The following is a 14,086-nucleotide window of genomic DNA, read 5'->3' on the forward strand; positions in this document are numbered from 1 at the left end:
CGCGCGACGGGTGCCCGGCCGGCATCGCGGCCATCGCGTTGAGCAGGTCGGAGGCGCTGTCCGCGGGCGCCTCGCCGATCCTCGTCGAGGAGTCGGTCGACGTGGTCGTGGCGGTCGACTGGGTGACAGTCATTCCGTGGTCCTCCCTGGCACCTGTCCGGAGAGCCGGTCCGGCGGCAGCCGGACCCGAGTCGGGCGGGGTGTCAACTATCGGCTTCCCGGTCGACGGCGATCGATGGGACCACCGTCATCCGGGCACGCTTGGCCGTTCGGTTACGACGACCTTATCCGAGCGGTCGAGCCATGACTAGCCGAAAGTATGAGTCACGTTATGTAGCGGTGCGAATACATCGCATTATCACGTGTTTTGCCCCGGTTTGACCGCGAGTGGTCCCCGCACGGACGGGTGACCTGTGGTGATCACCACGGCTCAGTCGTCCTTCTCCTTGTCCTCCTTCTTCTTCTCCTCGCGGTCCAGGGCGAGGTCCAGGGCCAGCACGCTGCCGATGATGAGCAGCGGCTCCACGTTCGCCGTGACCTGGACGGCATAGGTGTCGCGGATCGACAGCCAGCGCTTCGACACCGCGGCCACCTCCTCGCCGCCCAGCTCGATGACGTACTCGTGGTCGAGCAGGTCGCCCTTCATCGTCAGGTCGTCGGGCCCGGGGACGTCGATGGTGAACTTGTCCCGGAACGGCGTGAGGAGCTTCTTGCGCACCTCGGCCGCCTTCTCGCCGCCGATCCGGATCTCGTAGGTCGGGCGCAGCGCCACCAGCTGCCGGTGGACGCTGGCGACCTCGTTGCCGGCCGCGTCCTCGATGACGACCCGGTTGCGGACGCTGAAGACCTTGCCGTCCACCCGGTAGAGCTTGGTGCCGTTCTCGTCGAGCACGTCGAAGTCGTCGCCGATGGAGAAGAACTTCTCACGGATCACAAACATGGCGCCCAGTGTGCCCCCGGCGGGCGAGCCGTAAGCGCCGCCCGCCGAAGAACCTGATCACGGCTTGAGGACCACCTTGATGCAGCCGTCCTCCTTGTTCTTGAACATGTCGTACGCCTGCGGCGCCTCCTCGAGCGGCACCCGGTGCGTGACCAGGTCGTCCACCCCGAGCGGGTCGCCGTCGCCGGTGAGCAGGGGCATGATGTCGTCCACCCAGTGCTTGACGTGCGCCTGGCCCATGCGCATGGTGATGCCCTTGTCGAAGAGGTCCATCATCGGCATCGGGTCGGCCTGGCCGCCGTACACGCCGATGATCGAGACCGTGCCGGCGCGCCGGACCGCGGCGAAGCACGTGCGCAGCGCGGCCATCCGGTCGATGCCGGCCTTGTCGATCGCCTTGCGCGCCACCGCGTCGGGCAGCAGCCCGGCCGCCCGCTGGGCGAACTCCTGGAACGGCGTGCCGTGCGCCTCCATGCCGACCGCCTCGACCACGCTGTCCGCGCCCCGGCCGTTCGTCAGGTCCAGCACCGCGCCGACCACGTCGTCGACCTCGTCGAAGTTGAGCGTCTCGACGCCGTGCCGCTGCGCCATGGCGAGGCGCTCGGGCACGTTGTCGACGGCGATGACCCGCTCCGCGCCGAGGTGCCGCGCGATGCGGGCCGTCATCTGCCCGATCGGGCCCAGGCCCGTCACGAAGACCGTGCCGCCCGGCTCGATGTCGGCCCACTTCGCGGCCTGCCACGAGGTGGTCAGCACGTCGGAGAGGAAGAGGAACCGCTCGTCCGGCAGGCCGTTCGGCACCCGGATCGGCCCGAAGTGCGCCTGCGGCACGCGCAGGTACTCCGCCTGGCCGCCGGGCACCTGCCCGTACAGCTTGGTGTAGCCGAAGAGCGAGGCGCCCTTCTGCTGATCCTTGTTCTGCGTGGTCTCGCACTGGGCGTAGTAGCCCTTGCGGCAGTAGAAGCAGTGCCCGCAGGAGATGTTGAAGGGGATGACCACCCGGTCGCCCGGGCGGATGTGGGTGACCTCGGGCCCGACCTCCTCGACGATGCCCATCGGCTCGTGGCCGAGCACGTCGCCCTTGTCCAGGTACGCGCCGAGCACGTCGTAGAGGTGCAGGTCGGAACCGCAGATCGCGGTCGACGTGATCTTGATGATCGCGTCCGTCGGCTCCTCGATCTTGGGGTCCGGGACGTCCTCCACGGACACCTTCGAGGTGCCCTGCCAGGTCAGTGCGCGCATGGTTTCCTCCGGTCGTCGTCAGTCGATCTGGTGCCCGGCGCGCGACCACATATGCCTTGCCGAGCGTGATTAGCGGGCAGCCTTCGGGGCACCCCGGGGGCATGACAACGACACCCACCGGACGCGAGCTCGCCGTGGTCACCGGTGCCTCCAGCGGCATCGGCTACGAGCTGGCCCGTCAGTTCGTTGAGAACGGATACGACCTGCTCATCGCGGCCGAGGACGACGGCATCGACCAGGCCGCGGTGGACCTGCGGCGCGACGGCCAGAACCAGGTGACCGCGGTCCGGACGGACCTGGCCACCTTCGACGGCGTGGAGCACCTGTACGCCGAGATCAAGGCGACCGGCCGGCCCGTCGCCGCGATCGCCATCAACGCCGGCCGGGGCATCGGCGGCGACTTCGCCCGCGACACCAACCTCGAGGACGAGCTGAACGTCATCGACGTCAACGTCACCTCGACCGTGCACCTCGCCAAGCGGGTGCTGCCCGACCTCATCGAGCAGGGCGGCGGCAAGGTGCTCTTCACCTCGTCGATCGCCTCGATGATGCCCGGCACCTACCAGGCGGTCTACAACGCGTCGAAGTCGTTCGTGCAGTCCTTCGCCGAGGGCGTACGCGCCGAGCTCAAGGACACCGGCGTCACGGTGACCGCGCTGATGCCCGGGCCCACGGACACCAACTTCTTCCACCGCGCGGACATGGACGACACCAACGTCGGCGCGGGCAAGAAGGACGACCCGGCGGTCGTGGCGAAGCAGGGCTTCGAGGCGCTGATGAAGGGCGAGGAGAAGGTCGTCGCCGGCTCGGTGAAGACCAAGGTCCAGGGCGCGGCCTCCAAGGTCATGCCGGACGCTCTCAAGGCCAAGATGCACGAGAAGATGGCCGAGCCCGGCTCCGCCAAATGAGTCAGATCCGCTGGTCCCCGATGACCGAGAGCAGCTGCAGCTTCTCGTAGCTCTCGGTCCCGGGGGCGGCGGTGAAGACCAGCAGCACCTGCGCCGAGCCCGGGTCGATCATCGTCTGGCAGTTGACGTGGAGGATGCCGAGCTCCGGGTGGGCGATCCGCTTGGCGTCGAGGTGCGCCTCGCTGACCTCGTGACGGGCCCATTCCGTACGGAAATCGGCGCTGGCGGCCAGCAGGGACTCCACGATCTCGGCCGCCCGGGAGGTCTTGCCGTCGCGGGCGTAGGCGATCCGCAGCTGCGCCGTGAAGGTGCGCCCGTGCAGGCCGTGATCCTCCTCGGGATAGATGACCCGGGACGTCGGATCCGTGTACCAGCGGTGCACCATCGCCCTGTCGAGGCCGGTCCAGCGCAGGTCGTCGCCGAGCAGCCCGACCGCGGGCCGGGTCTGCAGCAGCGTCTCGCCGAGCCCGCTCAGCACCTGCGCCGGGGTGTCGGCCAGCCGGTCCAGGATGCGCATGAGGCCGGGCCCGACGTGCTCGGTGTGCACCGTGCGGCGCGGCGTCGCGTGCCCGGCGAGCCGGAACAAGTGGTCCCGCTCGTCGAGGGAGAGCCGCAGGCCCCGGGAGATCGCGGCCAGCATCTGCTCGGACGGCAGCGGGCCGCGCTGCTGCTCGATGCGGCCGTAGTAGTCGGCCGACATGCCGCTGAGTGCGGCGACCTCCTCACGCCGCAGGCCCCCGGTGCGCCGGCGTGGGCCGCGCGGCAGGCCGACGTCTTCCGGCTGCAGCACTTCCCTTCGCGTACGCAGGAAGTCGGCGAGCTGGGCGCGATCGGTCATGGCTCCAGGGTGACTCGCGGGACCGCCCCGCAGGAAGTGTTCACATATCCGGGGACAGGTGGTCCCTGGACATGGCGGAGCGCCGGCCATGGGGACGCTGGCCGGCGCTCCGTGGGAACGGACCGGGGGACGGTGCAGCCAGTCTCTTCGATGCATCTGTTAACAAGCAAGTAATCCTGGTTCCGGAACCAAGTCGCGGGAAAGTTGGCAGTCGTGCGCGCCGGCGACCCGTTCGCCCGGCGGCGCCGCACCGCCCGAGCATGCTTCTCCCACCTGTGAGGTAGAGAATAATTCTGCCGGACCGTTGACGGAAAAATTCGGCCGGTTCTACCTTCGTCACGTGCCCGTAACCGAAGGCGTCCATGCGCTGGTCAGGCGCGCTCACGAGGAGCGTGTCCTGTCCCTGCTGCGCGAGCGCGGCGCGCTGAGCCGGGCCCAGATCGCCACGCACGTCGGACTGTCCCGCACCACGCTGTCGGAGATCACCGGCGAGCTGCTCGCCCGGGGCGCGATAGTCAAGGTCAACACCGATGCCGGGGTACGCACCGGCAGCGGCCGCCCCGCCGAGCTGCTCGCCCTCGACCCGCACTCCGGCCAGTTCCTCGGCGTCGACCTCGGGCACAACCGGGTCCGGGTCGCCGTGGCCGACGCCGCGCACGAGATCATCGCCCAGGGCCACAGCTCGTACGCCGCCGAGACGCCCTGGTCCGACCGCCTGGCCGCCGCCTTCGCCCTGATCGACCGGGTGAGCCGGGAGTCCGGCGTCACGTTCCGCGCGCTGCAGGGCGTCGGGGTGGGCGTCGCCGGTCCCCGGCCCGCCACCGAGGTGCGCGAGGAGGTGCTCGCCTCCTTCGGCGCCCGCTTCTCCGCCCCGGTGACCGTGGACAACAACACCCGCTTCGCGGCGCTCGCCGAGGCGATGACCGAGGGCGACGAGGCCCGCGACCTGCTCTACGTCCGGCTCTCCGACGGCATCGGCGGCGGCCTGGTGGTCGGCGGGCGGCTGGTGGCCGGCCGGCACGGCGGCGCCGGCGAGTTCGGCCACCTCCTCACCGACAGCGCCGGCGACGTCTGCCGCTGCGGCCGGCGCGGCTGCCTGGAGACGGTCGCCTCGGTCCCGGCGGTGCTGCGCGCGGCCCGGCTCGCCGCGATCGAGGACCTGGCCGTGGCCCTGGACGCGGGCGAGCCCGTCGCCGCCGCGGCGATCGAGCGCGCGGCCGAGGCGGTGAGCCGGGCCCTGGCCGGGGCGGCGCTGCTGCTGGACCCCGAGGAGATCGTCATCGGCGGCCGGCTCGTCGCCGCGGCGCCGGGCATCGTCACCCGTACCCGTGAGCTGATCGAGGCTGACCTGGCCGCCGGACCGCGCATCCGGGCGGCCCGGCTGGGCGACGATGACGGTGCCCGCGGCGCGATCGCCGCCCTCTACCGGCAGTCCCCGCTGCTCGCGGGCTACCCCGACCCCGCAGGGAGCAAGGCATGACACTGGTCGAGAACCCCGCTCCGGCGCGGACGCAGGACCCGCCCCGGGCCCGGCGAGGGGGCCGCGGCGGCCGCATGCTGCTGCTCAACGCCGTCTCCGTGGTGCTGGGCATCGGCGTCTGGTGGGCGCTGTCGCTGGCCGGCTTCGACATCCCGGCGCCGCCCGAGGTGCTGAAGCGCTACGGCGAGCTGATCGCCGACGGGACGCTCATCACCGACATCGGCGCGAGCCTGCGCCGCGTACTCGTCGGGTTCGTCCTGGGGGTCGCCCTGGCGATCCCGGTCGGCTTCGGCATGGGCTGGTACGGCTGGGTGCGCGGCCTGGTCGAGCCGTGGGTGCAGTTCTTCCGCACGATCCCGCCGCTCGCGATCATCCCGCTGGCCGTGGTCCTGATGGGCATCGAGGAGACCCCGAAGATCTTCGTCATCTTCCTGGCCTCCTTCCTGGCCTGCGTGATCTCGACCTTCCAGGGCGTGGTCAACGTCGACCGGACCCTCATCAACGCCGCCCGCGTGCTCGGCGCGAACGACCGGGTCATCTTCGCCCGGGTCGTCGTGCCCGCCTCCACGCCCTTCATCCTCGTCGGCATGCGGGTGGGCCTGGGCTCCTCGTGGGCCACCCTGGTCGCCGCCGAGCTGATCGCCGCCCAGGAGGGCCTCGGCTACCGGATGCAGAGCGCCCAGCTCTACTACGACCTCCCGACCATCTTCGTCGGGCTGATCACCATCGGCATCCTCGGCCTGCTGATGGACCGGATCCTCCTGTTCGCCGAGGCGAAGCTCACCGGATGGCAGGAACGCCGATGATCACCATCGACCGGGTCCACAAGACCTTCCCGCTCCAGGGCGAGACGTTCACCGCCCTCGGCGACGTGTCGCTGGAGCTGGCGGACAACGAGTTCGTCACCGTCGTCGGCCCGTCCGGCTGCGGCAAGACCACGCTCATGAACATCCTCGCCGGCCTCGAGGAGCCGACCAGCGGCCGGGCCCTGCTCGACGGCAAGGCCATCAAGGGTCCCGGCCCGGAGCGCGGCGTCATCTTCCAGCAGTACGCGCTCTTCCCCTGGCTGACCGTCCGCAAGAACGTGGAGTTCGGCCTCAGGACCAAGGGCGTGGGGCGCGACGAGCGGCGCCGCATCGCCGACCACTTCATCGACCTCGTGGGGCTGACGCAGTTCGCCGACGCCCTGCCCAAGACGCTCTCCGGCGGCATGAAGCAGCGCGTCGCCATCGCCCGCGCGTACGCCGTGAACCCCTCGATCCTGCTCATGGACGAGCCGTTCGGCGCGGTCGACGCCCTCACCCGCGTCCGGCTGCAGGACCAGCTCCTCGCCACGTGGAGCCAGGAGAAGCGCACGGTCGTCTTCATCACCCACGACGTCGACGAGGCCGTCTTCCTGGCCAACCGGGTCGTCGTGATGGCGGCCCGCCCCGGCCGCATCGTCGAGATCATCGACGTCGATCTGCCCTACCCCCGCAACGACGAGCTGCGGCTCAGCCCCGCCTTCACGGCCCTGCGCAACCGCGTGTGGAATGCCGTCTACCACCAGGAGACCCCCGCATGAAGCGACGTTCTTTGATTTTCGGTGCCGCGGCCGCGCTGACGCTGGCGGCCTGCGGCAACGACGACTCCGCTGCCTCCGGCGGCGGAGGCACGACGAAGGTCAACTTCGGCTACATCGGCGACTACAACGGCACGAGCCTGCTCGCCGTGGCGAACGACCAGAAGCTGTGGGAGAAGCACGGCCTCGAGGTCAGCACCAAGGTGTTCACCAACGGCCCGCTGCAGGTCACCGCGCTCAACGCGGGCGACCTCGACTTCGGCTACATCGGCCCGGGCGCGGTGTGGCTGCCCGCCTCCGGCAAGGCGAAGATCGTGTCGCTCAACTCGCTGGGCAACGCCGACCGGGTGATCGCGCAGGCCGGCATCACCGACCTGGCACAGCTCAAGGGCAAGAAGGTCGGCGTCCCCGAGGGCACCTCCGGCGACATGATCCTCACGCTGGCGCTGCAGAAGGCCGGGCTCACCAACGACGACATCCAGCGCGTGCCGATGGAGGCCGCGACCATCGTCACGGCCTTCGGCTCGGGCCAGATCGACGCCGCCGGCATCTGGTACCCGCTGCTCAACACCATCAAGGCCAAGAAGCCCGACCTGGTCGAGCTGGCCAAGGACGCCGACTTCGCGGACACCGTGTCGTTCCCGACCGCGTTCGTCTCGTCCAACGACGCCGCCAAGGACACCGACAAGACCACCAAGGTGCTCAAGGTGCTGCGCGAGGCGATGGACTACCGCAAGGCCAACAGCGACGCCACGGTCAAGCTGGTCGCGGCGATGCTCAAGCAGGACGAGGCCGCGGTCGAGGCGGACGCCGCCAACAGCGAGATGCTCGACTCGAAGACGCTCGACGGCTACACGTCCGACGGCACGATCGACAAGTGGCTCAAGGGGATGGGCGATTACTTTGTCGGTGCCAAGAAGCTGACCGAGAACCCCGATCCGAAGTCCTACTACTTGGGTGACCTCTTTACCAAGGCTGCCGCATGAATGTGCTGTTCCTCATGACCGACCAGCATCGGGCGGACACCCTGGGGGCGTACGGGAATCCGCTCGCCCGCACCCCGCACCTGGACGAGCTGGCGGCCACCGGCACCCGCTTCGACCGCTGGTACACGCCGACCGCGATCTGCACTCCCTCGCGGGCGAGCCTGCTCACCGGGCAGGCACCCTTCCGGCACAAGGTCCTGGCCAACCACGAGCGGAACGTCGGCTACCAGGAGGACCTGCCGGACGGGACGTTCACCTTCCCCGAGGCGCTGCGGGAGCGGGGCTGGAACACCGGGCTCGTCGGCAAGTGGCACGCCGGCACTCGTAAGTCCCACGCGGACTACGGGTTCGACGGGCCGGAGCTGCCGGGATGGCACAACCCGGTGGACGCCCCGGACTATCTGGCCTATCTGAAGGACAATGACCTCCCGCCGTACGAGATCAGTGACCGCATCCGCGGCACGCTGCCGAACGGCGGGCCGGGCAACCTGCTCGCTGCCCGGCTGCACCAGCCGGTCGAGGCGACCTTCGAGTACTACCTGGCCACCCGGACCATCGAGCTGATGCGGAAGTACGCCGCCGAGGGCAAGCCGTTCTACCTGTCCACGCACTTCTTCGGCCCGCACCTGCCCTACATCGTGCCGGACGAGTACTTCGACATGGTCGATCCGTCGACCGTGCCGCTGCCCAAGTCGATCGCCGAGACGTTCGAGGGCAAGCCGCCCGTGCAGCGCAACTACAGCGCGCACTGGACCTTCGACACCATGCCGATCGAGACGACGCGCAAGCTCATCGCGGTCTACTGGGGCTACGTGACGCTGATCGACGAGCAGATCGGCCGGATCCTCGCCGCCCTCGACGAGCTCGGCCTGCGCGAGGAGACGTCGGTCTTCTTCACGTGCGACCACGGCGAGTTCACCGGCTCCCACCGGCTGCACGACAAGGGCCCGGCCATGTACGAGGACATCTACCGTACGCCCGGCATCGTCCGCATCCCCGGCGCGCAGCCGCAGGTGCGCCGCGAGTTCGTGAGCCTGCTCGACTGCACGGCCACGATCCTCGACCTCGCGGGGCTCCCCACCGAGCAGGCCGTCGACTCGCGCAGCCTCGTGCCGCTGGTCCGGGGCGAGCACCCGGAGTGGCAGCAGGACATCGTCGGCGAGTTCCACGGGCACCACTTCCCGTACCCGCAGCGCATGCTCCGCGAGGACCGCTACAAGCTCGTGGTCAACCCCGACTCGACCAACGAGCTGTACGACCTGGAGAACGACCCGGACGAGCTGATCAACATCTACCGGCACCCCGAGATGGCTTCCGTTCGGGGGCGGATGCTCAAGCGCTTGTACGGGCTGCTGGTCGAGCGGGACGACCGGTTCTACCACTGGATGACCTCGATGTACGAGATCGGCGAGGTCGACCACGATCCCACGCAGAGCGGCCTCGACGAGGCGTCCTACAAGTGAGCGCACAGCGGCGGCCCAACATCGCGATGATCCTCACGGACGATCACGCGGCGCACGCGATTTCGGCGTACGGGTCGGTGGTGAATTCGACTCCGCGGATCGACGAGATCGCGGCGCTGGGCCGCCGCTTCGACAACTGTTTCGCGACCAACTCGCTGTGTTCGCCCAGCCGGGCCAGCATCCTGACCGGAACGTACAGCCACGTCAACGGCGTGACCACGCTCGTGACGCCGATCGACGCGGCGCAGCCCACGTTCGTGTCGCTGCTGAAGCGGGCCGGCTATCGGACGGCGATGGTCGGCAAGTGGCACATGGGCGAGGGGCCGGGGCACGACCCGCAGCACTTCGACTACTGGGACGTGTTGATCGACCAGGGCGAGTACAACGATCCGCAGCTGCTGTCGAAGGACGGCCTGCGGATCGAGCCGGGCTACACGACCGACGTGCTGACCGACCTGGCCCTGCGATGGCTCTCGTCGCTGGAGGGCGACGATCCGTGGTGCCTGCTGCTCTACCACAAGGCCCCGCACCGGCCCTGGGTCCCGCACCCCCGGCACGCGCACCTGTTCGACCACGACATCCCGGTGCCGTCGACCTTCGACGACGACTACGCGACGCGGAGCTCCTCGGCACGCCGCGCCGCCATGCGCATCGCCGAGCACCTCACCCGGGAGGATCTCAAGGAGGATCCGCCGCCCGGCCTGTCGTACGAGGACGAGGCGCTCTGGAAGTACCAGCGCTTCATGCAGGACTACCTGCGCTGCGTGGCCGCCGTCGACGAGAGTGTCGGCCGCGTCACCGACCGCCTCCGCGAGCGCGGCGAGTTCGCCGACACGCTCCTCATGTACGCCTCCGACCAGGGCTTCTTCCTCGGCGACCACGGCTGGTTCGACAAGCGGTTCATGTACGAGGAATCGCTGCGCATGCCGCTCGTCCTCAGCTACCCGCGCGTGGTCGAACCGGGCGAGCCGTTCACCGACATCGTCACCAATGTGGACTGGGCGCAGACGATCCTGGCGGCGGCCGGTGTCGAGCCGCACCCTCGCATGCAGGGCCGCAGCTTCTGGCCCGACCTGCTCGGCACGCCCGCGGATCCGCCGGTGGACGGCATGTACTACCGCTATTGGGAGCACGACGACGTCTTCCACAAGGCGCCGGCGCACTACGGCTACCGCACCGACCGTTACAAGCTGATCTACTTCTACAACGACGGGCTCGGCCTGGCCGGCACCGGATCGTTCACCTACCCCGGCGAGTGGGAGCTCTACGACCTCGCCGAGGACCCGCGCGAGCTGCGCAACGTCTACCACGACCCGGCGTACGCGCCGATCCGCGACGACCTCGCCCGGCGCCTGGCGCGGGAACAGGCCCGCCTGCTCGACAAGCCGCACCCGGGGCAGCGATGAGCGCCTGCTGCTCTCCCTCGGCGGACCGCCCCGCGCTGCCCGTGCCGGCCCTGCCGACCGGGGGCCGCCACGGCATCTGTCAAGCGGCGGTCCCCGGACAGACCTTCGTGATGGGCGACGCCCAGGGCGACGGCGCGCGCCCCGACGGCGAGACGCCGCTGCATCCCGTACGGCTGCGGGGCTTCTCCATCGATGTCACCACCGTGACCGTCGAAGACTTCCGGGCCTTCGTCGAAGCGACGGGTTACCGCACCGAGGCCGAGCGCTTCGGCTGGTCCGCCGTCTTCCACCTCGCCGTGTCCGATCCCGATCGTGTGGCCGGGCGGCTGGCCGGCACGCCCTGGTGGCTCGGCGTCGAGGGCGCCGACTGGGCACACCCCGACGGCCCCTCGTCGGCGGCCCGCGACGACCACCCCGTCGTGCACGTCAGCTGGAACGACGCCCAGGCCTACTGCACGTGGGCCGGCCGGCGCCTGCCCACCGAGGCGGAATGGGAATGCGCGGCCCGCGGCGGCCTCGCCGGAAAGCGCTATCCGTGGGGCGACGAACTGCCGGCCGACTGGGCCTGCAACATCTGGCAGGGCGATTTCCCGGTGGACAACACGGCCGAGGACGGCTGGCTCACCACCGCGCCCGTCCGCTCGTACGCCCCCAACGGTCTCGGTCTTTTCCAGCCCGTCGGCAACGTCTGGGAATGGTGCGCCGACTGGTTCTCCCCGCATTACTACAGCAGGTCTCCCGTGGACGATCCACGAGGCCCGTCCCTGGGCGCCGCCCGCGTGATCCGCGGCGGCTCCTATCTGTGCCACGACTCGTACTGCAACCGCTACCGCAATGCGGCCCGCTCGTCGAACACCCCCGATTCCTCAACAGGCAACACGGGATTCCGCACGGTTTCGCTATAGCTGTGGAGGACACGCACGGATGCGTAAAACCCCCGCTCTCCTGTCCCTGCTCCTCGTGACGGCCGGCCTCACGGCCGCCACCCCGTCCCGCCCCGTCGCGGCCGCACCGAAGGCCGCGACCTACACCAACCCGGTCAGCGCCGGGACCGTCGACACCTTCCCCGACCCGGCGACGATCAAGGCCAAGGACGGGAAGTGGTACGCCTACGGCACCACGAACCCGATCTTCTACAGCTCGGGGGAGCGGGGTGAGCACATTCTGCCGATCCTCAGCTCCACGGATCTGACCCATTGGACGTACGAGGGGGATGTCTTCGCCCTGACCGCCAAGCCGGCGTGGTGGCCCGCCGCCGCCCGCCAATGGGCGCCGGACATCCGCTATCTCGACGGCGAGTACCACCTCACCTATTCGCTGTCGGTCGGCGGCATCGGGCTCGCCACCAGCCCGAACCCCGACGGCCCGTGGACCGACCGCGGTCAGGTCGTGCCGAACGGTGGCGGCTGCCCCAGCGGCACCATCGACCAGGCGATGTTCACCGACACCGACGGGTCGCACTATCTCTACTGGGGCAGTTACGACACGATCTGCGTGGCGCGGATGAACGCGGACGCCACGGCCGTCACCGGCGCCGTCACGACAATCGCGCGCGGGCGCCGGGCCGAGGGCGGCTTCGTCGTGCACCGCGGCGGCTATTACTACCTTTTCTATTCCGACGGCGGCTGCTGCGACGGTGCCTTCAGCGGGTACGTGACCAAGGTCGGCCGGGCCACCTCGCCGACCGGCCCGTTCCTCAGCCCCGGCGGCGTGAACCTGCTCGACGACACCAGCAAGGACGGCATCGTCGTCGCGGCCAGCGGCAACGGCTGGGTGGGCCCCGGGCACAACTCGATCACCACCGACCTGGCCGGGCAGGACTGGCTCGTCTACCACGGCATCGCCGAGACGGCCCCGGACTTCGGCCCGATCACCGGCGCGAACGGCGCCACCCTCAACCTCACCCGGCGGCCGCTGCTGATCGACCGCCTCGACTGGATCGGCGGCTGGCCCGTCGTGAACGCGGGAGCCGGCCCCTCGGCGGCCCCGCAGACAGCCCCGGTCACCACCTGGACGGTCGGCAGCACCTTCGCCTCGGCCGCCGGCTTCGGCCGGAACTGGCCGCTCGTGGACGGTCACCTGGCCACGTCGAAGCCTTCGACCGTGCTGAGCGACGCTGCCGTCGCCGGGGACGTGCGGGTCGAGGGTGACGTGCGCGGTACCGCCGCCGGCATCGTGCTCGCGTACCAGTCGTCGTCGAAGCAGATCGCCGCCTGGCTGGACAGTTCGACGCGGCGGCTGGTCGTGTCGGTGGGCGGCAAGCAGACGACGGCGGCGCTGCCCGCGACCTTCGACTACGCCTCGTGGCACACGGTGGCCGCCGAGAAGCGGGGCCGGGAGCTGCACGTCGAAGTGTCGGCGGACCGGCTGCACGACGCCGTGGCGAGCGTGGACGTGACGGTGCCGGCGGGCTACTCGACCGGCCGGATCGGGGCGGTTTCCCAATCCGGTGCGGCAGACGTGGACAACCTGGGGGCCGCGCCGCTCTACCGCCCGGTCACGCAGAAGGTGACGGATCCTCGCCTGGGCGCGCAGCTCACCGCGTACTCGGACGAGTTCGACGGCTCCGCGCTCGGCGCCGGCTGGACCTGGGTGCGCGGTGACCCCGGGGTCTCCCTGGCCGGCGGCTCGCTGGTGTGGCCGACGCAGGCCAAGGAGCTCTACCTCGGCGACAACTCGGCGTCCGTGCTGACCCGCGACGTGCCGCCCACCGACTTCGTGGTCGAAACCAAACTGACCTTCGACGGTACGCGCGGCAACCAGCAGGCCGGCCTGGTGCTCTACGAGACGGACGACAAGTTCGTGAAGCTGGTGCACTCGGTCCTGCCGCTGACCACGTACGGGCCGGCCGCCGTCCAGCAGACCACCGAGTTCACGAAGGAGCACACCCGGGTCTCGACCGGGGCGACGTTCGCCGGCCCGATGTTCGGCGGCCCGGCGACGCCCACCGAGTGGCTCCGGCTGGCCTACCACTACGACGCGGCGACGAACAGCAACGACGTGCGCATGGCTTCCAGCACTGACGGCGTCACGTGGGAGTGGGGCGGCGCCTGGTCGTTCCCGCGCGGCGGGCCGCTGAAGCTCGGGCTGGTGTCGATGAACACAGCGGGGGCGACGGGGACGTTCGACTACGTTCGTACGTATGCCGCGGAGAATCCGGTGACCGGCTGCTGATCGCCGGTGCGCCGGGGCCGGTCCGGGCCGTTCCGCCTTGTGGCGGGCCTGCCCGGTCCGGCTTCCGTGCTTCGCGGGGCGGCGCTTC

At 70.0% G+C, this 14,086-nt stretch carries 12 protein-coding genes; 9 read left to right on the forward strand and 3 right to left on the reverse strand.

What is annotated here, in order from left to right; genetic code table 11:
• Window positions 1-430: 430 nt before the first annotated feature.
• A complete protein-coding gene (locus RBH18_RS15725) occupies window positions 431-940 on the reverse strand; it encodes an LURP-one-related/scramblase family protein (RefSeq protein ID WP_306208324.1) in 510 nt (169 codons plus the stop codon).
• A 57-nt stretch (window positions 941-997) separates the two neighbouring features.
• Complete coding sequence (locus RBH18_RS15730; RefSeq protein WP_306208326.1) at window positions 998-2,182, reverse strand: zinc-dependent alcohol dehydrogenase; 1,185 nt, start codon at window positions 2,180-2,182, stop codon at window positions 998-1,000.
• Between the two features lie 101 nt (window positions 2,183-2,283).
• Between RBH18_RS15730 and RBH18_RS15735 the strand changes: the two genes are divergently transcribed.
• Entirely contained in the window at window positions 2,284-3,090 is an 807-nt protein-coding gene (locus RBH18_RS15735) for an SDR family NAD(P)-dependent oxidoreductase (protein ID WP_306208328.1), read from the forward strand.
• Between the two features lies 1 nt (window position 3,091).
• Here the strand turns inward: RBH18_RS15735 and RBH18_RS15740 are convergent, their stop codons facing one another.
• Window positions 3,092-3,928: a helix-turn-helix transcriptional regulator gene (locus RBH18_RS15740; protein WP_306208330.1), complete on the reverse strand. Its 837-nt coding sequence runs from the start codon at window positions 3,926-3,928 to the stop codon at window positions 3,092-3,094.
• A 340-nt stretch (window positions 3,929-4,268) separates the two neighbouring features.
• On the opposite strand from RBH18_RS15740, the gene RBH18_RS15745 reads away from it, so the two are divergent.
• The 8 genes from RBH18_RS15745 to RBH18_RS15780 are packed head-to-tail and all read left to right on the forward strand — an operon-like array spanning window position 4,269 to window position 13,998.
• On the forward strand, window positions 4,269-5,408 hold the full coding sequence (locus RBH18_RS15745) for an ROK family transcriptional regulator (protein WP_306208332.1): 1,140 nt from the start codon (window positions 4,269-4,271) through the stop codon (window positions 5,406-5,408).
• Window positions 5,405-6,214: an ABC transporter permease gene (locus RBH18_RS15750; RefSeq protein ID WP_306208334.1), complete on the forward strand. Its 810-nt coding sequence runs from the start codon at window positions 5,405-5,407 to the stop codon at window positions 6,212-6,214. Before RBH18_RS15745 ends, RBH18_RS15750 begins: the two co-directional genes overlap by 4 nt.
• Complete coding sequence (locus RBH18_RS15755; protein WP_306208336.1) at window positions 6,211-6,972, forward strand: ABC transporter ATP-binding protein; 762 nt, start codon at window positions 6,211-6,213, stop codon at window positions 6,970-6,972. Before RBH18_RS15750 ends, RBH18_RS15755 begins: the two co-directional genes overlap by 4 nt.
• Complete coding sequence (locus RBH18_RS15760; RefSeq protein ID WP_306208338.1) at window positions 6,969-7,955, forward strand: aliphatic sulfonate ABC transporter substrate-binding protein; 987 nt, start codon at window positions 6,969-6,971, stop codon at window positions 7,953-7,955. The genes RBH18_RS15755 and RBH18_RS15760 overlap by 4 nt, the downstream gene beginning before the upstream one ends.
• Entirely contained in the window at window positions 7,952-9,418 is a 1,467-nt protein-coding gene (locus RBH18_RS15765) for a sulfatase-like hydrolase/transferase (RefSeq protein WP_306208339.1), read from the forward strand. Before RBH18_RS15760 ends, RBH18_RS15765 begins: the two co-directional genes overlap by 4 nt.
• Complete coding sequence (locus tag RBH18_RS15770; protein WP_306208341.1) at window positions 9,415-10,824, forward strand: sulfatase family protein; 1,410 nt, start codon at window positions 9,415-9,417, stop codon at window positions 10,822-10,824. Before RBH18_RS15765 ends, RBH18_RS15770 begins: the two co-directional genes overlap by 4 nt.
• Window positions 10,821-11,729, forward strand: a complete 909-nt coding sequence (locus tag RBH18_RS15775) for a formylglycine-generating enzyme family protein (protein WP_306208343.1) — start codon at window positions 10,821-10,823, stop codon at window positions 11,727-11,729. The genes RBH18_RS15770 and RBH18_RS15775 overlap by 4 nt, the downstream gene beginning before the upstream one ends.
• A 19-nt stretch (window positions 11,730-11,748) precedes the next feature.
• Window positions 11,749-13,998, forward strand: a complete 2,250-nt coding sequence (locus RBH18_RS15780; RefSeq protein WP_306208345.1) for a family 43 glycosylhydrolase — start codon at window positions 11,749-11,751, stop codon at window positions 13,996-13,998.
• Window positions 13,999-14,086: the final 88 nt, after the last annotated feature.

This window comes from Actinoplanes oryzae (genome assembly GCF_030757795.1).
Classification (GTDB): Bacteria; Actinomycetota; Actinomycetes; order Mycobacteriales; family Micromonosporaceae; genus Actinoplanes.